Raw genomic sequence first — 24,509 nt, forward strand, 5'->3', positions numbered from 1 at the left:
GCCATTGTCCGGCTCACCGAAGGGGAGTGTCCGTGTCGCGAGGTCGTGCGTCACCTCTTCGGGTGGTCGAGGCCGCCAGGGCGGCGAAGCGGTCCAGTCCCTCGTCGATCTGTTCGGGGGTGAGGACGCTGAACGACAGGCGGATCGCACACCGGGCGGCCGCGCCCGTGGTGAAGTGCCGCATGGGCGTCCACAGGACACCGAACTCACGGGCGGACCGCTCCAGCAGGGAGTCGTCCGCCTCGAACGGCACCGACAGCACGAGGAAGAAGCCGCCGCGCGGGCGGTTCCAGCCGATGCCCGAGGAGCCGTCGGCCGGGAACCGGCGGGCCAGGCCTTCCAGAAGACACGTCAGGTTGCGCCGGTAGACGGCGATCTCCGGCTGGTTGGCCTTCACCAGACTGCAGCCGTGGGCCAGGAGCTTGCCCGCGATCACCGCCTGGGCGATCGGAGAGGTGTTGACGGTCAGCATGCTCTTGAGCTTGGCGAGCTGGTCGGCGAGCAGGCCGCCACCGGCCACCGGCTGATCGGCGACCACGTAGCCCACGCGGGCCCCGGGCAGGCCGGTCTTGGCGAAGGAACCGAGGTAGACGACGCGCCGCCCCGAGTCGATGGCCTTGAGCGTCGGCGGCCGCTCGTCGTCGGCCGAGAAGAGCCCGTACGGATTGTCTTCCAGGATGAGGAAGTCCTCGGCGGCGGCCAGGTCGAGCAGCGCCCGGCGGTCGGCGGGGGAGAGGCTGACACCGGAGGGGTTGGAGTGGTCGGCCACGACGTAGCAGGCGCGCGGACGGCGGCCCTCGGCCCTCAGCCGCCGTACCGTCCCGGCCAGCGCGGGCAGGTCGATCCCGGCCGGCCCGCCGTCCACGCCGACCACCGGCATGTCGGCCAGCCGCGCGGCGCCGACGATGCCCACGTAGGCCGGGGTCACCGTGAGCAGGACGTCCCGGTCGTCGGCCCGCAGCGCCCGCAGGACGAGGAACATCGCCTCCTGGCACCCCACGGTGACGACGACGGACTCCGGCTCGGCATGGATCCCCTCGTCGATCTCCAGGTGCCTGGTGACCAGGTCGTCGATGACGCCCTTGGTACGCCCGTACTGGAACAGGACCTGGCACACCCGCTCGGGGGCGAACCCCCGCTCCACGAGCAGGTACTGCTCGAAACGGTGCAGGTAGTCGTGGATGAGCGCGGTGTCGAAGAACCCCTCGTAGGGCCGGCCCGGGGCGAACGAGACGGCGTCCGGGTAGTCGTTCGCAATCTCGTTCAGGAAGTTCATCGAGTCCAGGGCCGGGTCGGCCAAGGACGCGTGCAGGTCCGCCAGGGCGACTGTCGCCATCACGCCGGTCGCCTCCATATCGCCAGTTCCCGGGCCGCGGCCGGGTCGGGACATCCCGCGAGGCCCAGGGCGTCGCTGAACTCCCGCCGCAGCAACGTCAGTACGCGGTGCACACCGGCCTCGCCCCCGACGGCCAGGCCCCACAGCACCGGGCGGCCGACCAGTACGGCGTCGGCGCCGCAGGCCAGGGCCCGCAGGACGTCGGTCCCGGAACGCACTCCGCTGTCGAACAGGACCGTCCCGCGCCCGCCGACGGCCTCGCACACCGCGCCCAGCGCGTCGGCGGTGGGGATGGCGCCGTCGAGCTGGCGGCCACCGTGGTTGGAGACGACGACGCCGTCCGCGCCGGCCTCGACGGCCCGCACGGCGTCGTCGGGCGCGAGAACCCCCTTCACGATCAACGGGAGCGATGTCGCCCGGCGCAGCTCGGCCAGGTCGGCCCAGGTGAACGGGGCGAAGGACGCCCGGGTGTGCTCGGCCACCGCCGAGGCGTGCGGAACCCTGCTGCGGGCGTCCGGCGCCCCGTCCTCGTCCCCCAGCAGCGGGGCCCTGACATGGGGCGGGAGGCTGAAGCTGTTGCGGATGTCCCGGGGCCGCCGCGCCATCCACGGCACGTCGACCGTGACCATCAGCGCCGCGCACCGGGCGTCCTCCGCCCGGCGGACGAGCGCGCGGGTCCGCTGCCGGTCCCGCAGCGGGTAGAGCTGGAACCAGACCGTTCCCCCGGCGTCGGTGACCTGCTCCAGCGACGTGCTGCTCATGGTGGACACGGTCAGGGGGACACCGGCGCGCCTGGCGGCACGGGCGGTGGCCGCCTCACCGTCCGGGTGGACGAGCCGGTGGTAGGCGAGGGGTGCGACGGCGGCCGGTACCGACGCGCGGAACCCGAACAGCTCGCACCGCGTATGACGCTCCGACAGGTCGCGCAGCACACGCGGGACGAGGGTGATGCGGTCCAGCGCGGCGCGGTTCGCGGCCAGGGTGGTCTCGTCGCCGCTGCCGCCGGCGATGAAGTCCCAGATGTCCCCGGCCAGCCGCTCCCGGGCCGCGGGTTCGAGGTCCGCGACGCTGCCCGCGTCCGTCGTCGGTGCCATCGGCGCTAGTTCCCCGAGCGCCCGAGTTCGACCGCCTCGTACAGGGCCTTGATGTTGTTGGAGCCGAAGAGCCGGGCGCCGGCCCGCTCGATCACCTCGTAGAACAGGGTGCGGCGGGGATGGCTCGAGCGGGTGAAGATCTGGAACAGTTCCCCGCCCTGGTCCTCGTCGACCAGGATGTTCAGCTTCCGCAGCTCGTCGACGCCGTGGGTGCCGGGCAGGATCCGGTCCGGCAGCAGGTCGTAGTACGCGCCCGGGGTCGAGAGGAACTCGACGCCGCGGCGCTGCATCGAGGCGACGGTCCGGGCTATGTCGTCGGTGGCGAAGGCCACGTGCTGGATGCCCGCGCCGCCGTGGTTCTTCAGGAACTCGTCGATCTGCCCGGCCTCCAGCTCCGGGTCCGGTTCGAGGATGGTGAAGGTCACGGTGCCCGAGGCGCTCTGCACCACCTTGGACTCCATCGCCTGGGCACCGACGGTGATCCGTTCCTCGAAGGTCTGCCGGAAGCCGAGGGCGGACTCGTACAGGGAGATCGTCCGGTCCAGGGTCCCGGCCGGCACGCAGACCGCGAAGTGGTCCACCACGTCGAGGTGCAGAGCGTCCTCGGGGCGCCGAGGCGTCCGTGCCTGTGCCTGTCCCTGTGCGGCGGGCGTCGGCGCGGGGGTGAACCCCGGCGGCGGACCGCCCGGCCCGGTGGGGGACGTCTGCACCAGGGTGTGGGTGATGTCACCGAGCATCCGGATCGTCGCGGTGAACAGGCCGTCCGCGCCGGCACGCGGCTCCGCCACCGGCGTCGCGCCCGCCGCCACCGCGGCCGCGAAGACGCTGGGCACGTCGGCGGTGCGCATCGCGATGCCGGCCACGCCGTCATCGTGGGAGAGGACGTACGAGGAGGCGGGGTGCTCGTCGGCCAGCCCCTGGGTGAGCACGAGCATGGAGCTGCCCTGCGTCAGTGCCACGCTCCAGAACCCCTGTGCGGACGAGCCGGCCGTGCCGACGACCTCGAAGTCGTACAGCTCCACGAAGACGTCGCGCTCGGCGTCCAGGTCGGCCACGTACAACTCGACATACGCGAGATCCAGGTCCTCGCCCGCGGTCACGTGAGTGCTCATTGCTCCCCGTCTCTACGCCAGAACGATCACTCGACTATCCCAAGCGGGGGCGGCCGGGCACTGCGCCGAGCGGGGTGCCCGATCGGTGTACCTGATCGGTGCTGCCCGCGGTGATCCACCGCCCGTAGCGTGCCCAGGCGATCCAGACCAACTCACGGGGGAGGCCGTCCGGATGGCTACGACGCCAGTCGCCTTCAGGGACATGCTGAAGTCCAAGATCCACCGAGCCACGGTCACGCAGTCGGACCTGCACTACGTCGGCTCGATCACGATCGACGCCGCGCTGATGGAGGCGGCGGACCTGCTGCCCGGGGAGAAGGTCGACGTCGTCGACATCGACAACGGCAACCGGTTCTCCACCTACGTCATCACCGGGGAACGGGACAGCGGCGTGATCGGGGTCAACGGCGCGGCGGCCCGCCTCGTGGCCCCCGGGGACCTCGTGATCGTCATCTCCTACTCGGCCGTGGCCGAGGAGATGGCGCGCTCGTTCCAGCCGCGCATCGTCTTCGTCGACGCCGGCAACCGGATCGACGCCGTGGGAGCCGATCCGGCCGGGGCCCCGGCCGGATCGGGCCTGGTACGCGGCGACAGGGTCGTCGCCCGGTCCGCGGAGAGCGGTCCCGCCGCGCGCAGCTGAACGTCATTCATCGACCGGACGCGTCCGCGCGTCGCCGGGGAGGAACCCGCCATGGACTTCGAAGCCCTGACCAAGCTGCCCGCCGACGCACGGATCAAGGGGCTGTTCGCCTACTTCGAGGACCACCGTGCCCACGAGGCGGCCGGAGCGAGCAGCCAGCCCGGCGTCTGGGAGGTTTTCCGCTACGACGAGGCGATGGCGGTCCTCTCCGACCACGAGACCTACAGCAGCGACAAGACGGCGCTGATCCCGGAGGACCAGAAGAGGCTGGCACAGGCCGCCCGCGGCAACTTCATCGGGGTCGACCCGCCGCTGCACACCAGGATGCGGAGCCTGGTCAACAAGGCCTTCACCCCGGGCGTCATCACCCGCCTCGAACCGCGTATCCGCGTACTCTCCGACAACCTGCTGGACACGGTCATCGGCGAGGCCGGCCCCGGTGACGAGGTCCGGTTCGACCTCGCCCAGGACTTCGCCAGCCAGCTGAGCGCCGCGGTGATCGCCGAGCTGTTCGGCATCCCCGAGGCCGACCACAAGGTGTTCTGGACCTGGTCCGACGGCCTGATCGGCTCCCGGCCGTTCGGTGAGCTGGGCACGGTCGACGAGGCCGCGATGCGCAGGATCGGCGAGCTGCTCACCGAGGCCAGCGACTACCTGATGGCACACATCGCCGACCGGCGCACCGACCCCCGCGACGACCTGACCTCGACGCTGGCCCGGGTCGAGGTCGAGGGCAGGCGACTGGCCGACGACGAGATCTTCGGGGTCATCGCCATGTTCCTGATCGCGGGTCACATGTCGACCTCCCTGATGGTCGGCAACACCGTGACGTGCCTGCTGGAACACCCCGGGGCGTTGGCGGAGGTGCGCGCGGACCCCGGTCTGCTGCCGCCGGCCATCGAGGAGGTGCTGCGCTGGCGTCCGGCGCTGGTCCGCGACCAGCGGGTGGCCACCGTGGACACCGTGCTGGGCGGTACGGAGATCCCGGCCGGCGGGAACGTCTGCGTCTGGCTGGCCTCCGCCAACCGTGACGAGCGGGTCTTTGGCGACGGGGCCCGGTTCGACATCCACCGCGACCCCAATCCGCACCGCGCGTTCGGCAAGGGCATCCACTTCTGCCTCGGCGCGCCGCTGGCCCGGCTGGAGAGCCGGATCGCGGTCGAGGGCGTCCTCAGCCGCACCCGGGACATCACGGTTCTCGACGGCACCGTCCTGCACCCCTCGGTCGGCCTCATCGGTCCGGTCCAGCTCCCGGTCACCTGCCGCGTGGCGGACCGCTGATGCGCGTCCTGTCGACGGCCGCGCCCGGAGCCGGGCTGTTCCTGCCCACCGTGCCCCTGGCCTGGGCCCTGCGGGCCGCGGGACACGAGGTCCTCGTGATGAACACCGGCGGCACGTCACGGTCGGTGGCCGCCGGCGGTTTCTGGACCGTGGACGCGGCCCCGGGCACCGATGTGCACGCCGACTTCCTGGCGGCGAGCCGGGCCGTCCAGGCCGCCCCCGACGGGCAGCGGCCCCGGCGCAGCGGCATGGGCATGTTCGGCGAGGCGATGGCCGACGGCCTGCTGCGGGCCGCCGAGGCCTTCCGGCCGGACCTGGTGGTGTCCACCCTCGAACAGGGAGCCGGTGAACTGGTCGCGACCCGGCTGGGCATCCCGTACGTCGAGCAGAGCGTCCGGCTCGCCTGGGCCGGCCCCGACGAGCAGGCGGTGACGTACCGGAGAGCCGTCGCGGAGTACCTGCTGCCCACCCGTGAACGCCTGGGCATCGGCGAGCCCTGGCGGGAGCCGGCCGCCGTGCTGGACATCAGGCCCGCCGGCCTGGGCGGAGGGGACACCCGTACCGAGTGGCCGCTGCGCTACGTGCCCTACAACGAGGGCCGTGTCCTCCCGGACTGGGTGCTGGCCGCCCCCGGCAGGCCGCGGGTCTGCGTCACGATGGGCAGCGTTCTCGGCAACCTCCCGGCCGGTTCGGAGCTCAAGCAGCTCTATGTCGCGGTGGTCAGGGAGATCCTCGTCGAACTCGCCGGTCTGGGCGTCGAGGTCGTCGTGGCGATGGGGGAGAGCGACCTGGAGGGGATCGGCGAGCTGCCGGAGGCCGTGCGCGTCGTCGGCTGGATGCCGCTCGGTGCGCTGCTGCCGACCTGCTCGGCCGTCGTCCACCACGCCGGGGCCGGCACCTCCATGACGAGCCTCGCCCTCGGCGTGCCGCAGGTCGTCCTGCCGCAGACCGCCGACCAGCCCGCCAACGCCCGGGTGCTGGCCGCCCGTGGGGTCGCGGCCCTGGTGCCCCCGGACCGGATCAGCGCGGCCGAGGTACGGGAGAACCTGGCCCGGGTGCTCGACGAGCCGGCCTTCCGGACCGCGGCCCACGAGGTCCGGGAAGAGATACGGGCCATGCCCAGCCCCGCCGAGGTCGTCGACCGCCTGGCCTCCCTCGTCGCCTGACCGGCCGTTTCCGTCGTACCTGATCCGCTCAGCGTCCACCGAAGGTGAGATGAGATGACCCGCACGACGACTCCGCTTCCCCTGTCAGGGGCTCAGGCCGGCATGTGGTTCGCCCAGCGGCTGGACCGGGCGAACCCGATCTTCTCCGGCTGCCAGTACCTCGACATCACCGGCCCGCTCGACCCGGACCTGCTGCGGGCGGCCGTGGCGCGGGCGGTCGAGGAGAGCGAGGCCGTCCACGTCCGCTTCGTGGAGACGGCGGACGGCCCGACGCAGGTCCCGGCGGAGCGCGAGTGGTCGATGCCTCTGGTGGATGTCAGTGGCGAGACCGATCCGCGGGCCGCGGCCGAGGCCGTGATGCGGGAGGAGATGGCCCGGCCCGTCGACCTGGAGCAGGACCCCCTCTACTCCTGCCTGCTGTTCCGCGCCGCGGAGGACCGCTGGTTCTGGTTCAACCGCGCCCACCACATCGTCTGCGACGGCTACTCCTCCTCGCTGGTCGCCGGCCGGGTCGCGGACATCTACAACGCCATGGCCGCCGGGGAGCCGGTCCAGGACACCGCCCTCGGCCCGGCCGCGAGCCTGCTGGACGCGGACGCCGAATACCGCGCCTCGGACCGGTTCGCGGCCGACCGCGCCTTCTGGACGGAGCGGATGGCCGGAGCCGGCGAGGTGCAGGGACTCGCGGACACCACGGCGCTGCCCGCGCACACCTTCCTGCGCGTGACCGCGGAGATCGGTGCCGAGGTCCTGGACAGGCTGCAGAAGCTGACGCGCGGCGTGCGCACCACCCACTCGGTGGCGATCTGCGCGGCGATGGCGGTGTACCTGGGCCGGATGCGCGGGACCCGGGAGGTCGTCATCGGCCTGCCGGTCGCCGCCCGTTTCGGGGCCGTCCAGAAGCGCACGGTCGGCATGGCGGCGAACGTGGTGCCGCTGCGGCTGGACGTCGACCCGGACCTGGGCGTGGGTGCCTTCCTGCGACGCACCGCCGACGAGATCAAACAGGCGCTGGCGCACCAGCGCTACCGCTTCGAGGACCTGCGGCGCGACCTGAAGCTGGCCGGCGGACAGCGGCTGTACGGGCCTTCGGTCGACGTCCTGCGCTTCCAGGACGACCTGACGTTCGGGCAGGCCCGCTCGAGCGTCAACATCCTGTCGAACGGTCCCGTCGAGGACTTCAACCTCGCGGTCTACAGCGGTGCCAGCGTCCCGGGGCTGCGCGTGTGCCTCGACGCGAACCCGCGGCTGTACGACACGCCGGTGCTCGAAGCCCACCGCGACCGCCTGGCGGTGCTGCTGACGGAACTCTCCGAGGCCGACCCCGACACACCGGTCGGCGCACTGGACTTCCTGCTGCCGGACGAGCGTACGAACCTGCTCGGCGGCTGGTACGGGCCCGAGCGGGCGATCCCGGAAGCCGACATCTCGGAACTCGTCGAGGCACAGGCCGACCGCGCTCCGGGGGCCGTCGCGGTGCTCCACGACGGCGAGTCACTCGGCTACGCCGACCTCGACGCCCGCGCGAACCGGCTGGCCCGGAGGCTCGTCGAGGCGGGGGCGGGCCCCGAGCGGTTCGTGGCCCTGGCCCTGCCGCGCAGCCCCGACATGCTCGTCACCCTGCTCGCCGTCCTCAAGAGCGGCGCGGCGTACGTACCGCTGGACGTGACCTATCCGGCCGAGCGGATCGCGTACATGCTCGAACTGTCGGACCCCGTGCTGACCATCGCCACCCGCGACACCGAGTCCGTGCTGGGGGCGGCGCCGAAGACCACTCGGCTGCTCCTGGACGACCCCGAGGTGGCGCGGGACCTCGCGGCCCGCCCCGCCGGACGCCTCACCGACGCCGACCGGACCACGCCCCTGCGTCCGGACAACCCGGCCTACGCCATCTTCACCTCGGGCTCCACCGGACGCCCCAAGGGCGTCGTCGTCTCGCGGCGCAGCATGGTGAACTTCATCGGCTGGGCCGTCGAGGCCCTCGGCGCCGACACCCTGGCACACACGCTCGCGGCGACCTCGCTCAGCTTCGACCCATCGACGCTGGAGATCTTCGCGCCGCTGGTGGCCGGCGGCTGCGTCGAACTGCTGTCGGGACCGCTGGCCCTCGGCGGGCGGGTGCTGTCCGGCGGATACGCCGGCTCGGTGCCGTCCGTGATGTCGACCCTGCTGAGCGGGCCCGGTGTCGGCCTCGACGCCAAGACGATCGGCTTCACCGGTGAGGCGCTGACCGAGTCCCTGGTGGCCCGGGTCCGGCAGGCCGTGCCGGGCTGCCGGATCGCGAACCTCTACGGTCCGACCGAGGTCACCGTCTACGCGACCGCGTGGTTCTCCGACGGCGGCGCCGGCGGCGGGGAGCCGGGCGCGCCACCGGTCGGCAGGCCCCTGCCGAACACCAGGGTCCACCTTCTCGACGACCGGCTGCGGCCGGTGCCGGTCGGCGCGGCCGGCGAGATCTATGTCGAGGGCGTCGGCCTGGCCCGCGGCTACCTGGGACGCCCGGACCTGACCGCCGACCGCTTCGTCGCCAGCCCCTTCGGCGGCCCCGGCGCCAGGATGTACCGCACCGGCGACCTGGGCCGGTGGACCCGCGACGGTGTGGTGGAACACCTCGGGCGGGCCGACGACCAGGTCAAGGTCAGGGGCCTGAGAGTGGAGCCCGGCGAGGTGCAGACCGTGCTCGGCCGGCTGCCCGGTGTCCGCCACGCGGTCGTCCTGGCCCGCGGCGAATCCGCCGACGTCAAGCAGCTGGTCGCCTACGTGGTCCCCGACGAGGGGGCCGCCCCGCAGTGGCCCGGACTCGCGGCCCGCCTCGGCGCCGAACTCCCGCCCTACATGGTCCCCTCGGCGGGCGTCGTCCTCGACCGGCTGCCGCTCAACCCCAACGGCAAGCTCGACCGCCGCGCCCTGCCGGACCCCGGTCCCGCCCCCGAGGCGGCCGGCCGCGGCCCGCGGACCGAGGCCGAGGCGGCCTTCTGCACCATCGCGGCCGACCTGCTGGGCTTGCCGGAGGTCGGCATCGACGACGACTTCTTCGCCCTCGGCGCCAACTCGCTGACCGCGGTCAAGCTGATCAGCCGCGTGCGTTCCGCGCTCGGCATCGACCTCGACCTGCGCGCGCTGTTCGACGCCCAGACGATCGCACGGCTGTTTGACGAGCATGTGGCCGCCGGGCTCGAGGCGGCCGCCGCCGAACCGCCCCGCCCCGCCCTGGTGCCCCGCGCCCGACGAGTCTCCTAGGAGCACAGCATGATCCCGCTCTCGTTCGCGCAGCGCCGGCTGTGGTTCCTGGAACAGATGGGGGAGGGCGGCATCGCCTACCACCTCCCGCTCCAGGTGCGGCTGAGCGGTGAGCTGGACCGCGCCGCGCTGCGGGCGGCCCTGACCGACCTGGTCGAGAGGCACGAGGCGCTGCGCACGGTCTTCCACGACCACGACGGCGAGCCGGAGCAGGTGATCCTGGAACCGGCGCAGGACGTCGGACTGCCGGTCGTGCCGGCCGGCGCCGGGGAACTGGAACGGTTCCTCGACGAGGCCGCGGCGCGGCCCTTCGACCTCGCGCGGGAGATCCCCCTGCGAGCCACCCTGTTCGCACTCGGCCCCGCCGAGCACGTGCTGCTGCTGGTCGTCCATCACATCGCGGGCGACGGCTGGTCGATGGCCCCCCTGGCCCGCGACATCGCCACCGCCTACACCGCCCGCAGGAACGGATCGGCGCCTGACTGGGAGCCGCTGCCGGTGCAGTACGCCGACTACGCGCTCTGGCAACGGGATCTCCTCAGCGACGAGGACGTCCCGTCGAGCCGCCTGTCCCGGCAGCTCACCCACTGGCGGACCGCGCTGGCCGGCCTGCCGGACCAACTGGCGCTGCCGTTCGACCGTCCGCGCGGTACCCGGTCGGCGCGCGAGGGCGGCTCCGTGCCGTTCGACGTCGACGCGGACACCCACCGCGGTCTTGCCACGCTGGCCCGCGAGCGCGGCGCCAGCATGTTCATGGTGCTCCACGCGGGCCTCAGCGCTCTGCTGACCCGGCTCGGCGCCGGAGACGACATCCCGATCGGTGTCCCGGTCGCCGGACGCACCGAGGAAGCGCTGGAAGACCTGGTCGGGTTCTTCGTGAACACCCTGGTGGTGCGCGCCGACACCTCCGGCGACCCGGCCTTCGCCGACCTCGTCGGCCGGGTCCGCCGGTTCGCCCTGGGGGCCCTGAGCCACCAGGACGTGCCGTTCGAGCGGCTGGTGGAGGCGATCAACCCGCGGCGTTCGACGTCCCGTCACCCGCTGTTCCAGGTGCTGCTGGCCGTGCAGAACAACACGGCGGTGGCGCCGAAGCTGCCGGGCCTGGCGGTCACGGCCGAGCAGCGTCAGCTCCCGGTGGCACGCTTCGATCTGGCGGTGCACATCCACGAGCGGTTCACCGACGCGGGCGAGCCCGCCGGACTGCGCTGCCGTCTGGACTTCCGGTCGGACCTGTTCGACCGTGCCACGGCCGAGGCGATCGCGACCCGGTTCACCCGGCTCCTCACCGCGTTCGCGCTCCGCCCGGACCTGGCCCTCTCCAGGCCCGAGCTGACCGACGCCGCCGAACGCGACCTGGTGCTGCGCCAGTGGAACGGCGCCCCGCGCGACGTCCCCTTCGAAGGCGTCGTCGACCGCTTCCGCGCCCAGGCGGCGGCCACCCCCGACGCCGCGGCGGTGATCTGCGGCCCCGAGACGCTGACGTACGCCCGACTGGACGCCCGGACCGACCGGCTCGCCGCGCTCCTGGCGGAGCGGGGTGCCGGACCGGAGCGGCTCGTGGCGGTGATGCTGCCCAGGACGGCCGACCTGGTCGCGGCCCCGCTGGCAGCCCTGAAGTCCGGCGCGGCCTACGTCCCGGTCGACGCCGACTACCCCACCGAGCGCATCGCCTACCTGCTCGACGACGCCCGCCCGGCCGTCGTGGTCACCGTCGCCTCCCTGGCCGGCCGGCTGCCGCGGTCCTGCCCGCCGGTGCTGCTGCTCGACGACCCCGGCACCGCCCGCCGGCTCGCCGCCGACGAGCCGACGCCACCGCCCGCGTCGCCGCGACCGCAGCAACTGGCCTACGTCATCTACACCTCGGGGTCGACCGGGCGCCCCAAGGGCGTCGGCGTCCCGCACGCGGCGCTGGCCGCCTACGCCTCCTGGGCCGGCGCGGCCTACCCGGCCGCGGGCCGGCCCAGCGAGACCGGCAGCACCCTGCTGCACGCGTCGATCTCCTTCGACGCCACCGTCACATCGATCTACCCGCCGCTGGTGGGCGGCGGCAGCGTCCGCGTCGGGGTGCTCGACCTCGCCGGGACACAGCCCCAGCAGGTTCCCTCCCCACCGCGCTTCCTGAAGGCGACCCCCAGCCATCTGCCGGTCCTCGACGAACTCCCGGCCGGCTTCTCGCCCTCGGACACCCTCATGCTCGGCGGCGAGGCGCTGTACGGCGAGGCCGTCAGCGCGTGGCGCTCGGCCCACCCCGAGGTGGAGGTGATCAACGCCTACGGTCCCACCGAGGTCACGGTCAACTGCGCGGAACACCGGATCCCCGCGGGCACCGAGCTTCCCGGCGGCCCCGTCCCGATCGGCCGGCCGTACTGGAACACCGGCATCCACGTCCTCGACGCACGGCTGCGCCCGGCACCCGTCGGCGTCCCCGGCGAGATGTACGTGTCGGGCCCCCTCCTCGCCCGCGGCTACCTGGGACGCGCCGGGCTGACCTCGGAGCGCTTCGTCGCCGACCCGTTCGGCCCGCCCGGAGAGCGGATGTACCGGACAGGAGACGTGGCGTACTGGCGGCCGGACGGGCAGCTCCAGTACGTCGGACGTGCCGACGCCCAGGTGAAGCTGCGCGGGTTCCGGATCGAACTCGGCGAGATCCAGGCGGTCCTGGCCGACCAGCCCGGGGTACTGGCGGCCGTCGCGGTGCTGCGCGACGACCTGCCGGGCGGACCCGGCATCGTCGGGTACGTCGTGCCCGCGGCCGGCGCGGCACCGGACCCCGCCGGCATCCGGCGCGGGGCGGCCGAGGTGCTGCCCGAGTACATGGTCCCCACGGCCGTGGTGAGCCTGGACGCGATCCCGCTGACCTTCAGCGGGAAGCTGGACCGCGCGGCACTGCCGGCACCGGACCTGGCCGGCGGGCGCGCCGGACGTGCCCCCCGCACGCCGCAGGAGGAGATCCTGTGCGCGATCTTCGCGGAGCTGCTCGGCCTCGAACGGGTCGGCGCCGACGACGACTTCTTCCGCCTCGGCGGGCACTCCCTGCTGGCCACCCGCCTGGTCGGCCGGGTCCGCGTGGCCTTCGGCGCCGAGCTGCCGATCCGTGCCGTCTTCGAGACGGCCACGCCCGAGGGACTGGCCGCTCGGCTGGCCGGCGCCGGCCGCGCACGCACGGCCCCGCGCCGCGCCCAGGACCGTCCCGCAGCCGTCCCGCTGTCCTACGCGCAGCAGCGCATGTGGTTCCTGCAGAAGATGGACCCCGGCGCCTCCGCCTACAACGTCTCCCGGGTGATCCGGGTCCGCGGCGACCTCGACCGTGACGCGCTGACCGCCGCGGTCCACGACCTCGTGGCGCGTCACGAGTCGCTGCGCACCCTGTTCGTCGAGGCCGACGGGATCCCGGCGCAGCGGATCGTCGAAGCGGCGGACGCCCGGCCGCTGGTCGAGTTCCTCCCCCTTGGCGAGGAGGCGTCGCGCACCGCTGCGGCCGAGATCGCCGGACGCGGCTTCGACCTGGCCGCCGACCTGCCGATCCGGGTCCACGTCTTCGAAGCCGCCCCGGCCGAGCACCTGCTGCTGCTGGTCATGCACCACATCGCGGGCGACGGCTGGTCGATGCTCCCCCTGTCGCGTGACCTCGCGACGGCGTACGCGGCGCGCGTCGACGGACGGGCGCCCGACTGGCGTCCGCTGCCCGTGCAGTACAGCGACTACACACTGTGGCAGCGGGACCTGCTCGGGGCGGAGGACGACCCCGACAGCCCCATAGCCCGGCAGACCGAGTTCTGGAAGCGGGCACTGGCCGGTGTGCCGCTGGACCTGGACCTGCCGGCCGACCGCACCCGGCCGGCCGTGCTGGGCTCCACGGCCGGCACGGTCGAGGTACGGGTCCCGGCTCAGCTGCACGGGCGCCTGCTCCACCTCGCCAGGGAACACGGGGTCAGCCTGTTCATGGTCCTCCAGGCCGCCGTCGCCTCCCTGATCACCCGGCTGGGCGGCGGCTGCGACATCCCGCTGGGCACACCGGTCGCCGGGCGCACCGACGCCGCTCTGGACGACCTCATCGGCTTCTTCGTCAACACCCTCGTGCTGCGGACGGACACCTCCGGCGACCCGACCGTCGCCGAACTGCTGGCCCGCGTCCGGGAGACGGACCTGGCCGCCTACGCGAACCAGGACGTGCCGTTCGAGCGGCTGGTGGAGGTGCTCAACCCGGTACGCTCGCTGGCCCGGCACCCGCTCTTCCAGGTCTTCCTGGCCCTGCAGAACAACGCGGCGGCCACGCTCGACTTCCCCGGCCTGGACACCACGGTCGAGCCGGACGCCACGGTGTCCGCCAAGTTCGACCTCGCGTTCAACCTGCGCGAGCGGTTCGGCGAGGACGGCCGGCCGCTGGGCATCGGGGGAGCGGTCGAGTTCGCCGTCGACCTGTTCGAGACCGGGACCGTCGCGGAGATCGCGGACCGGCTCGTGGCCGTGCTGGAAGCGTTCGCCGCCGACCCGCAGGCCAGGATCGGCGCCCTCGACGTCCTGTCGGACTCCGAACGCGAGTGGCTGGCCGCCCGCGGCGCCTTCCCCGCTCCGCCGCGGCGCACCGTACTGGACCTCATCCGCGACCAGGTGCGGTCCCGGCCGCGGGCCGTCGCCGTCAAGGCGGGGCCACGCGCCCTCACGTACCAGGAGCTCGACGTGCGGTCCGACGCGGTCGCGGAGCGTCTCGCCGCTGCCGGGGCGGGGCCCGAGACCCCGGTCGGGGTGTTCCTGGAACGCTCGCCGGAACTCGTCGTCGCCGTCCTCGGCGTGCTCAAGGCGGGATGCGTCCACGTCCCGCTGCACGAGGCCTACCCGGCGGAGAGGCTCCGGTGGATCCTGGACGACGCGGGCGTCGGCCTGGTGCTGGCCGACGGTACCGGCGACGTCCACGACGTGGCCGGGGACCGGCAGGTCCTGCTCGTCACGCCGTCGGACCCGCCGGCCGGTCCGGCGGCCGTCCCGCCGCCCGGCGTCACGGACCCGGGGCAGCTGGCCTACGTGATGTACACCTCGGGATCGACGGGCACGCCGAAGGGCGTCGCGGTCCCGCACTCCGGGCTGCTCGCCCTCGTCGAGGACCCCGGCTGGCACAGCGGCCGGCACGAGCGGGTGCTGATGCACGCTCCCCACGCGTTCGACATCTCCGACTACGAACTGTGGGTCCCGCTCACCCAGGGCGGCTGCGTGGTCCTCGCACCCGGCGGCAGGCTCGGCACCGACGAGCTGGCGCGGCTGATCGAAACCGAGCGGATCACCTCCGTCCACTTCACCGCCGGTCTGTTCCGGGTGGTCGCCGAGGAGGCGCCGGACTGCCTGGCCGGGGTGTCCGAGGTCCTGGCCGGCGGCGACGTGGTCCCGCCGTCCGCCGTCGAGAACCTGCTGCGCGCCTGCCCCGGTGTGGTCTTCCGGCAGCTCTACGGACCGACCGAGACCACCCTGTGCGCCGCACAGTTCGAGGTCGGCGCGCCGTACACCGCCGGCAGCCGGCTGCCCCTCGGCCACGCACTCGCGGGCGCCCGGATCCATGTGCTCGACGAGCGGCTGAGCCCGGTCCCGCCGGGAGTGGTCGGCGAGATCTACATCGAGGGCACGGGCCTGGCGCGAGGCTACCTGTCCCGCCCCGGCGCGACCGCGGAACGGTTCGTCGCCTCGCCGTACGGCCCCGCCGGCACCCGGATGTACCGTACCGGCGACCTCGGCCGCTGGAACCACGCGCGGCAGCTGGAGTTCGCCGGCCGCGCCGACGACCAGGTCAAGGTGCGCGGCTTCCGGGTCGAACCGGGCGAGGTGGCCGCCGAACTGAGCCGTCACCCGGCGGTCGCCCAGGTCGAGGTGCTGGCCCGCGAGGACCACACCGGGCAGACCCGGCTCGTCGGATACGTGGTGCCGGACTGGGCCGCGCAGGAGGACCGGCTCGAGGAGGGCAAGCGCGCGCAGGTCGCCGAGTGGCGGCAGATCTACGACACGATGTACGGCGCCGCGCCGCAGGCCGCGTTCGGCAAGGACTTCTCCGGCTGGAACAGCAGCTACGACGGCGAGCCGATCCCCCTGGAGCAGATGACGGAGTGGCAGGCCGCCACGGTCGGGCGCATCAGGTCCCTGACGCCCCGGCGGGTGCTGGAGATCGGCGTCGGCAGCGGTCTGATCCTGTCGCAGCTCGCCGCCGGCTGCGAGGCGTACTGGGGCACCGACTTCTCCGCCGAGGCGATCGGGACACTGCGCCGCGAGGTCGCGGCCCGGCCGGAGCTGGCGGACGTGGTGCGGCTGCGGCAGCAGGGCGCCGACGACCTGTCCGGCCTGCCCGCGGGGTACTTCGACACGGTGATCGTCAACTCCGTCGTCCAGTACTTCCCGAACGCCGAGTACCTGGAATCGGTCCTGCGCCAGGTGGTGGAACTGCTCGTTCCCGGGGGTGCGGTCTTCCTCGGCGACATCCGCCACCTGGGCCTGCTGAGGCCGTTCCACACCGCCGTGGAGGCCGCGGGCGCGACGGCCGGCGACGCCGCGGCACTGCGGCGTGCCGTCGACCGCCGGATGGTGCGCGAGAAGGAACTCCTGGCCACTCCCGAGTACTTCCACACCCTCGGCGACGTCTTCCCGGACGTCGGCTGCGTGGACGTCCGCGTCAAGCGCGCGGAGTTCCACAACGAGCTGACCCGGTACCGCTACGACGTCGTGCTGCACAAGAGGACCGTCACCCCGGTCGACGCCCGCCTGGTGCCATGGACCGAGGCGGGCGGTCTCGAAGGGACCGCCGCCCTGCTGGAGCGCGAACGGCCCACCGCGCTGCGCCTGGTCGGGGTGCCGAACCGCAGGGTCGCCCACGAGGCCGCCGCCGCACGTGTGCTGTGTGCCGGTGACAGCCTCGACGACGTCCGCGCGGCACTCGCGCGGCCGACGGGCGTCGACCCCGCCGACGTCGAGAGGTTCGCCGCCGGACACGGCTACCGTACGGTCACCACCTGGTCCGCGACGGACGCCGACCACGGCGCCCTCGACCATCTCCTGCTGGACACCGGGGCGTTCCCCGATGACATGCCGGTCCCGACCCGGCCGCCCCAGGCCCCTTCGAGGACCCGGACCGGCCCGCTGATCAACAGCCCGGTGACGTTCCGCGAGTCCGGCGGACTCGGCCTGCTGCTCCGCGGCCACCTCTCCGGGCGGCTCCCCGACTACATGGTGCCGTCCATGTTCGTGGTCCTGGACGCCCTCCCGGTCACCGCGAACGGCAAACTCGACCGGGCCGCGCTGCCCACGCCCGATTTCGCCGGCGAGGCCTCGGGCCGGGCTCCGGGCGACGCGTACGAGGAACAGCTGTGCACGCTGTTCGGGCAGGTCCTCGGGCTGCCGCGGGTCGGTGCCGACGACGACTTCTTCGCCCTCGGCGGCCACTCGCTGCTCGCCATCCGCCTGGTCAACTCCGTCCGGTCGGTCTTCGGCGCCGAACTCTCGGTGCGGGCTGTCTTCGAGACGCCCCGCGTCAGTGACCTGGCCCGGGTGATCGCGTCCGCGGAGCGGGCCGGCCGGCCGCTGCTGACGGCGGCCGAGCGCCCCGCGGTCGTCCCGCTGTCCCCGGCCCAGCGCCGCCTGTGGTTCCTGCACCGTCTCGAAGGACCGACCGGCGTCTACAACATCCCCATGGCGCTGCGCCTGACCGGATCGCTGGACCGGCCCGCTCTCGAGGCCGCGCTCCAGGACGTCGTCGCACGGCACGAGAGCCTGCGCACCGTCTTCCACGACAGCGACGGGGAACCGTGCCAGGTCGTCCTGGACGACGTGGCCGTCGAACTGCCGCCGGCCCGGGCCGCCGGAACGGACTTCACCCGGGTGCTCGCCGAGGCCGCCGCCGAGGACTTCGACCTCGCACACCAGGTGCCCATCCGGGCCACCCTGTTCGAGACCGGTGCGGACGAGCACGTACTGCTCGTCGTGGTGCACCACATCGCGGCGGACGGCTGGTCGATGGCTCCGCTGGCCCGCGACCTGGTCACCGCGTACACGGCGCGGCTCGCCGGACGCGCCCCGGACTTCACCCCGCTGCCGGTGCAGTACGCCGACTACACCCTCTGGCAGCGGTCGCTGCTGGGTGCCGACGACGACCCGGCCGGCGAGCTCGCCCGGCAGACCGCCTACTGGGCCGAGACGCTGGCCGGGCTCCCCGCCGAACTGGCGCTTCCGGTGGACCGCCCCCGGTCGGCGGCCGCCGGCCACGCCGGCGCGGTGACCACGTTCACCGTCCCCCGGGACCTGCACGCCGGACTCAGGGAACTCGCGGGCCGCCACAACGTCAGCCTCTACATGGTGGTCCAGGCCGCACTGGCCGCGGTGCTGACCCGGCTCGGTGCCGGAACCGACATCCCCCTCGGCGGCCCGATCGCCGGGCGCGGCGACGCGGCCCTGAACGACCTGGTCGGCTTCTTCGTCAACACCCTGGTCCACCGCGTCGACACCGGCGGCGACCCGGCCTTCGCCGACCTCCTGGAGCGGGTCCGTCGCAACAGCCTGGCCGCTTACGCGAACCAGGACGTGCCGTTCGAGTGGCTCGTGGAGGTGTTGAACCCGCCGCGGTCGATGGGGCGTCACCCGCTGTTCCAGGTGATGCTCACCCTGCAGAACAACGTCGAGCCGGACCTCGCACTGCCCGGCCTGGCCGCCGAGGCCCTCGAGGTCCGCCCGGACCGGGCCAAGGTCGACCTCGACATCGAGCTGCGCGAACGGCTGACGCCGGACAGGGCGCCCGACGGGATGCAGGGCAGGGTGGTCTTCCGCACCCATCTGTTCGACCCGGAGAGCGTCGGGCGCCTGACCGGCCGGCTGGTGCGTTTCCTGACGGCCGTGGCACGGGACCAGCAGGTCCGCATCGGGGCCGTCGACATCCTGGAACCGGGGGAGCGGGAGAGGCTCCTGCACCACGGGAACGCCCTGCCGGTCCCGCCGGCCGGCCCCGCCACCGCTCCCGGCGGGGACCCGGTCGCCCTGTTCGAGGCCCGCGTCGCCGAGCGGCCCGAGGCCGTGGCGGTGGTGTGCCGGGGAGCCGAGTGGAGTTACGCCCGGCTGGACGCCGAGGCGAACCGGCTGGCACGCAGGCTCGTGCGCCTCGGCGCGGGACCGGAGCGGTTCGTGGCGGTCGCCGTGCCTCGCTCCGCGGAGACGATCGCCGTGCTGCTCGCGGTGCTGAAGACCGGAGCGGCCTACCTGCCCGTCGACCCGGGCTACCCGGCGGCGCGCAACGCGTACGTGCTCGCGGACGTGTCACCGGTCCTGCTCGTGACGACGTCCGACGCCGCCGCACTCCTGCCGGAGGCCCCCGGCGTGCCCAGGCTCGTACTGGACGACCCCGAGGAACGCGGCACGGCCGACGCCCTCTCCCCGGACCGCCTCGGCGACGCCGGGCAGCACCCGGACCGAGCCGCCTACGTCATCCACACCTCGGGCTCCACGGGCCGGCCCAAGGGCGTCGTGGTCTCCCGGCGCAGCATGGCCGCCCTGGTCGCCTGGGCGGTGGCCGCCTTCGGGCGCGACGGCCTGGCCCGGGTGCTCGCCGCGACCTCGCTCAGCTTCGACGTCTCGGTCTTCGAGATCTTCGCCCCGCTCGCCGCGGGCGGCAGCGTCGAGGTGGCGCGGGACCTGCTGGCGGTCGCGGACCGGCCCTTCACCGGAACCCTGGCGAGCGGTGTGCCGTCGGTCGTCTCGGTACTGCTGCGGGAGGCCGCGGCGGAACCGGTGCCGGGCACGGACGAGCCGGTGCCGGCGGTGGACGAGCCGGTGCTGGCGGTGGACGAGCCGGTGCTGGCGGTGGACCGTATGGTGCTGGCGGGCGAGGCGCTGACCGAGGAGGTCGTGGAGCAGATCCGGCGCTCCGTCCCGGGCTGCGCCGTGGCGAACATCTACGGCCCCACCGAGGCCACGGTCTACTCGACCGCCTGGTACGCGGACGGCGCCGCCGGCCGGCCGCTGATCGGCCGCCCGCTGACCCACACCCGGGCGTACGTCCTCGACGACCGTCTGCAGCCGGTGCCGGCCGGGGTCCCCGGAGAGCTGTACATCGCCGGCTCCGGCGTGGCCCGCGGCTACCTCGGCCGGCCCGCGCTGAGCGCCGAGCGCTTCGTCGCCGACCCGTTCGGCGAGCCGGGGACCCGCATGTACCGCACCGCCGATCTGGTCCGGTGGACCACCGACGGGCAGATCGACTACCTGGGGCGCGTGGACGACCAGGTGAAGATCCGCGGGTTCCGCGTCGAACCGGGCGAGGTCGAGACCGCGCTGCGCCGCATGCCGGGCGTGGCCGAGGCGGCCGTCGCGGTGCGTGGCACGGCCGGCGGCGACCAGCGGCTGGTCGGTTACGTGGTCCCCGCCCCGGACGCCTCGGTGGACACCGCGCGGCTGCGCCGCGAACTGGCCTCGGTGCTGCCCGACCACATGGTGCCGGGCGTGCTCGTGACCATGGGGTCGCTGCCGCTGACGGCCAGCGGCAAACTCGACCGCAAGGCGCTGCCCGCACCCGACCCCGGGTCCGGCGAGCGCTCCCGTCGCGAGCCCCGCACCCCGCTGGAGGAGCAACTGTGCGCGGTCTTCGCCGAGCTCGCCGGCGCCGGCGCGGTCGGCGTGGACGAGAGCTTCTTCGACATCGGCGGCCACTCGCTGATGGCGGTGAAGCTCACCAACCGGATCAGGGCCCGGTACGGTGTCGACCTGCCGCTGCGGACCGTCTTCGAAGCACCGACCGTCGAGGAACTGGCCGTCCGCATCGGCGAGTCGGACCACACGAGCGTGCCGCTGGCGCCGATGCCGCGCCCGCGGACCGTCCCGCTGTCGTTCGCCCAGCGCCGCCTGTGGTTCCTGAACCGTCTGGAGGGGCCGTCCGCCACCTACAACGTGCCGGTCGCCGTCCGGCTGTCGGGTGCCCTCGACCGTACGGCGCTCGCGGCCGCGGTCCGCGACGTGATCCGGCGGCACGAGAGCCTGCGGACGGTCTTCCCGGAGAGCGAGGGCGAGCCGCGGCAGGTCGTGGCCGAGACCTGGCCGGACCTGGACGTCGTGGACCACGGCGGTGCCGACGACGCCACGCTGGAGAGGGAGTTGACCGCCCTTGCCGCCCGCGGCTTCGACCTGGCCCGGGAGATCCCGGTCCGCGTGACCCTGATCGTCCGGGAGCCCGACGAGCACGTGCTGCTGTTCGTGTTCCACCACATCGCGACGGACGGCGGGTCCACCGAGGTGCTGCTGCGCGATCTGTCGACCGCCTACCGGGCCAGGGCGAACGGCGGTGAACCCCCGTTCCCGCCGTTGCCGGTGCAGTACGCCGACTTCGCGATCTGGCAGCGCGACCGCCTCGGCACCGAGACCGACGAGAACAGCCCCCTGACGCGCCAACTGGCCTTCTGGCGCGACGAACTGGCCGGGCTGCCCGCCGAGCTCACGCTCCCGGCGGACCGCCCCCGGCCGGCGGTGCCCAGCCACCGGGGCGGCGCGGTCCGCTTCGACGTGGACGCCACGACGCACCGGCGGCTCACGGAGCTGGCGGGCACCTTCGGTGCCAGCACGTTCATGGTGATGAACGCGGCGGTCGCGGCGTTGCTCGTCCGCCTCGGCGCGGGCGCCGACATCCCCCTGGGGACGCCGGTCTCCGGGCGGACCGACGAGGCGCTGGACGACCTGGTGGGCTTCTTCGCCGGCACGCTGGTGCTGCGCCTCGACGCGCACGGCGATCCCGGCTTCGGCGAGCTGGTCGAGCGGGTGCGCAAGACCGCGCTGACCGCCTACGCCCACCAGGACGTGCCCTTCGAGACGCTGGTCGAGGCGCTCAACCCCGAGCGGGCCCCGGCCCGTCACCCGCTCTTCCAGGTCATGATCGCGCTGCGCAACGGCTCGGCGGCGCCCCCCGCACTGGCCGGTATCCGGGCCGAGGCCTACGAGGTCGAGGTGCCCGCCGCCAAGTTCGACCTCGAGTTCGATCTGGTCGAGGAGCGCGACGCCACCGGGGCCCGGGGGATGCGCGGTGTGCTCCGGTACAGCAGCGACCTGTTCGACCGCTCCACGGCCGAGGGCATGGCCGCGCGGTTCGCCGGACTGCTGCGGTACGTCGCCGTCCGGCCCGAGGCGCCGATCAGCTCGGCCGACATCCTGCTGCCGGGCGAGGACGCGCTGCTGGAGACCCTGCGGTCCGGGACGGCCGGCCCCCGGCCGGCGGTGTTCCCCGACCTGTTCGAGGCACAGGTGCGGCGCACTCCGCACCGTACCGCGCTGGTCTGCGGCGACGACGAGATCAGTTACACCGAGCTGAACCGGCGTGCGAACCGGCTGGCCCGCTACCTCGTCGCGGCCGGCGCCGGACCCGAGGGCCTGGTGGCGCTGCGCCTGCCACGGTCCGTGGAGCAGGTCGTGGCGACACTGGCGGTGCTGAAGTCCGGTGCCGCCTTCCTCCCGGTCGATCCGGCATACCCCGCCGAGCGCGTCCGGCTCGTGCTCGACGACGCCCGGCCGGGCCTGGTCGTGGACCCGGACCTGCTCGGTGACCCGGAGACGGCCGCCCGGATCGCCCGGGAGTCCGGCACCGACCTGGCCCCCGGCGACCGGCTCGCGGCCCTGGCACCCGGTCACCCGGCCTATGTCATCCACACCTCCGGCTCGACGGGCCGCCCCAACGGCGTCGTCGTGACGCACGCGGGCATCGCCGGACTCGCCGGGAGCCAGATCGCCAGGTTCGTGGTGGACGAACGCAGCAGGGTCCTGCAGTTCGCGTCACCGAGCTTCGACGCCGCCTTCTCCGAACTGTGCATGGCCCTGCTCGCCGGCGCCGCGCTCGTGGTGGCCCCGCAGGAGGAACTGATGCCGGGCGCCCCGCTGGCACAACTGCTCGCGGCGCGTTCCGTCAGCCATCTGACCCTCCCCCCGGCCGCCCTGCCGCTGATGTCCGACGACAGCCTGGCGGCCCTGACCACCCTGGCCGTCGCGGGTGACGCGCTTCCTCGCGACGCCGTTCGCCGGCTGGCCGGCCGGGTCCGCCTGCTCAACGCGTACGGACCCACCGAGACCACGGTCTGCGCCACCATGAGCGAGCCGCTGGACCCGGACGGACCTCCCACGATCGGCACGGGCGTCGACGGGGTGGGGCTGCGTGTCCTCGACCCCTCGCTGCGCCCGGTCCCGACCGGTGTTCCGGGAGAGCTGTACGTCAGCGGCCCGGCGCTCGCCCGCGGTTACCTGGGCCGGCCGGCCCTGACCGCGTCGCGGTTCGTCGCCGACCCGTACGGCCCGGCGGGGACGCGGATGTACCGCACCGGAGACCTCGTACGCCATGACGGCGACGGCCGGCTGCACTTCCTCGGGCGGGCCGACGACCAGGCCAAGGTGCGGGGGTTCCGGGTCGAGCCCGGCCACGTGGAGGCCGAACTGGCCGCGCTGCCCGGCGTCGCCCAGGCGGCCGCCGTCGTCCGGGACGACCGGCTGCTGGCCTACGTGGTGCCCGAGCCCGGCGCCGTTCCCGACCCGTCGGCACTGAGGCGGCAGCTCGCCTCGACGCTGCCGGCCTATCTCGTGCCCACCGCGATCGTCGTCCTGGAGACCCTTCCGCTGTCCCCGAACGGCAAACTCGACCGCACGGCCCTGCCGGCGCCCGACCTCGGCACGGCCGGCGGGCGCGAGCCGCGGGACGAGCGGGAGAAGGCGCTGTGCGGGGTGTTCGCCGAGGTGCTGGGGGTGCCGGAGGTCTCGGTCGAGGACGACTTCTTCGAACTCGGCGGCCATTCCCTGCTCGCGGCCAAGCTGCTCAGCCGGCTGCGTTCGGTCCTCGGCGTCGAGGTGGGCCTGCGGCAGCTGTTCGAGGCGCCCACGCCGGCCCGGCTCGCCGCGACGACCGACCAGGTGCGCGGTGCCGGTGGAGACTTCGAGGCGCTGCATCCCCTCCGGTCGGGCGGCGGCCTGCCGCCGCTGTTCTGCGTGCATCCGGCGGGCGGCCTGGCCTGGTCGTTCTCCGGACTCACGGCGCACATCCCGGCCGACCGTCCGGTCATCGGCCTGCAATCGCGGGCCGTCGCCGACCCTCCGGCCCACGGTCCGGAGAGCATCGGTGAGATGGCGGAGGACCACCTCGCCCGGATGCTGGAGGTGTGCCCCGACGGTCCGTACCACCTCGTCGGCTGGTCGGTCGGGGGACTGATCGCCCATGAGATCGCCGTGCGGCTGGAGCGCCGGGGCAAGCGGGTCGGCCTGCTCGCCGTCCTGGACGCCTACCCGCTTCACGACGTCGGGGAACCGCCGTCGGGGTCGCCCGGCGAGGCGGTGCGCAGGGAGACGGCGGGCTCCTCGGCCGCCGAGTGGCCGGCCGACCTCGCGGAGCGCCTGACACGGGCCTACGAACGCAACACCAGGGCGGCCGCACACTTCACTCCCGGCGTCTTCCACGGAACGCTGCTGCTCTTCCGTGCCACCCGGAAGCCGGAGGGCCACGGCCTGACGGCGCGGCTGTGGCATCCGCACGTGGTGGGAAGCGTCGAGGAGCACCTCGTCCCCTGCGGCCACGAGGACATGACCCGGCCCGAGTCCCTGGCCGCCATCGGTCCGGTCCTGGCCGCCCGCCTCGCCGAACTCGGATGAACATCGATGATGAGGAGCGGA

At 73.7% G+C, this 24,509-nt stretch carries 8 protein-coding genes; 5 read left to right on the forward strand and 3 right to left on the reverse strand.

Annotation, left to right across the window (positions count from 1 at the left end; translation table 11 throughout):
• Window positions 1-13: 13 nt before the first annotated feature.
• Genes ACIQR3_RS28470 through hppD form a run of 3 tightly spaced genes read right to left on the reverse strand, consistent with a single transcriptional unit; the run spans window position 14 to window position 3,542 of the window.
• Window positions 14-1,336: a PLP-dependent aminotransferase family protein gene (locus ACIQR3_RS28470; protein WP_403543495.1), complete on the reverse strand. Its 1,323-nt coding sequence runs from the start codon at window positions 1,334-1,336 to the stop codon at window positions 14-16.
• The gene (locus ACIQR3_RS28475; protein ID WP_403543496.1) at window positions 1,336-2,430 is read right to left on the reverse strand and encodes an alpha-hydroxy acid oxidase; all 1,095 of its coding nucleotides are present in this window, start codon (window positions 2,428-2,430) and stop codon (window positions 1,336-1,338) included. Before ACIQR3_RS28475 ends, ACIQR3_RS28470 begins: the two co-directional genes overlap by 1 nt.
• Window positions 2,431-2,435: 5 nt before the next feature.
• Window positions 2,436-3,542: a 4-hydroxyphenylpyruvate dioxygenase gene (gene hppD / locus ACIQR3_RS28480; RefSeq protein WP_403543497.1), complete on the reverse strand. Its 1,107-nt coding sequence runs from the start codon at window positions 3,540-3,542 to the stop codon at window positions 2,436-2,438.
• Between the two features lie 172 nt (window positions 3,543-3,714).
• Here hppD and panD point away from each other — a divergent pair, with 172 nt between their 5' ends.
• The 5 genes from panD to ACIQR3_RS28505 are packed head-to-tail and all read left to right on the forward strand — an operon-like array spanning window position 3,715 to window position 24,488.
• Window positions 3,715-4,182 (forward strand): aspartate 1-decarboxylase, encoded by a 468-nt coding sequence (gene panD / locus ACIQR3_RS28485; RefSeq protein WP_403543498.1) that lies wholly within the window; start codon window positions 3,715-3,717, stop codon window positions 4,180-4,182.
• Between the two features lie 51 nt (window positions 4,183-4,233).
• A complete protein-coding gene (locus ACIQR3_RS28490; RefSeq protein ID WP_403543499.1) occupies window positions 4,234-5,463 on the forward strand; it encodes a cytochrome P450 in 1,230 nt (409 codons plus the stop codon).
• The gene (locus ACIQR3_RS28495) at window positions 5,463-6,629 is read left to right on the forward strand and encodes a nucleotide disphospho-sugar-binding domain-containing protein (protein WP_403543500.1); all 1,167 of its coding nucleotides are present in this window, start codon (window positions 5,463-5,465) and stop codon (window positions 6,627-6,629) included. The genes ACIQR3_RS28490 and ACIQR3_RS28495 overlap by 1 nt, the downstream gene beginning before the upstream one ends.
• 54 nt (window positions 6,630-6,683) lie before the next feature.
• On the forward strand, window positions 6,684-9,869 hold the full coding sequence (locus tag ACIQR3_RS28500; protein WP_403543501.1) for an amino acid adenylation domain-containing protein: 3,186 nt from the start codon (window positions 6,684-6,686) through the stop codon (window positions 9,867-9,869).
• Window positions 9,870-9,878: 9 nt separating this feature from the next.
• Window positions 9,879-24,488, forward strand: a complete 14,610-nt coding sequence (locus ACIQR3_RS28505; protein WP_403543502.1) for an amino acid adenylation domain-containing protein — start codon at window positions 9,879-9,881, stop codon at window positions 24,486-24,488.
• Window positions 24,489-24,509: the final 21 nt, after the last annotated feature.

The sequence above is a fragment of the Streptomyces sp. NPDC090994 genome, assembly GCF_044768905.1.
Classification (GTDB): domain Bacteria; phylum Actinomycetota; class Actinomycetes; order Streptomycetales; family Streptomycetaceae; genus Streptomyces.

Bases quoted from the DNA above. Each gene is read 5' to 3' on its own strand.
- panD (WP_403543498.1), top strand. From the start codon at position 3,715: ATGGCTACGACGCCAGTCGCCTTCAGGGACATGCTGAAGTCCAAGATC.
- ACIQR3_RS28470 (WP_403543495.1), bottom strand. From the start codon at position 1,336: ATGGCGACAGTCGCCCTGGCGGACCTGCACGCGTCCTTGGCCGACCCG.
- ACIQR3_RS28505 (WP_403543502.1), top strand. From the start codon at position 9,879: ATGATCCCGCTCTCGTTCGCGCAGCGCCGGCTGTGGTTCCTGGAACAG.
- ACIQR3_RS28500 (WP_403543501.1), top strand. From the start codon at position 6,684: ATGACCCGCACGACGACTCCGCTTCCCCTGTCAGGGGCTCAGGCCGGC.
- ACIQR3_RS28490 (WP_403543499.1), top strand. From the start codon at position 4,234: ATGGACTTCGAAGCCCTGACCAAGCTGCCCGCCGACGCACGGATCAAG.
- hppD (WP_403543497.1), bottom strand. From the start codon at position 3,542: ATGAGCACTCACGTGACCGCGGGCGAGGACCTGGATCTCGCGTATGTC.
- ACIQR3_RS28475 (WP_403543496.1), bottom strand. From the start codon at position 2,430: ATGGCACCGACGACGGACGCGGGCAGCGTCGCGGACCTCGAACCCGCG.
- ACIQR3_RS28495 (WP_403543500.1), top strand. From the start codon at position 5,463: ATGCGCGTCCTGTCGACGGCCGCGCCCGGAGCCGGGCTGTTCCTGCCC.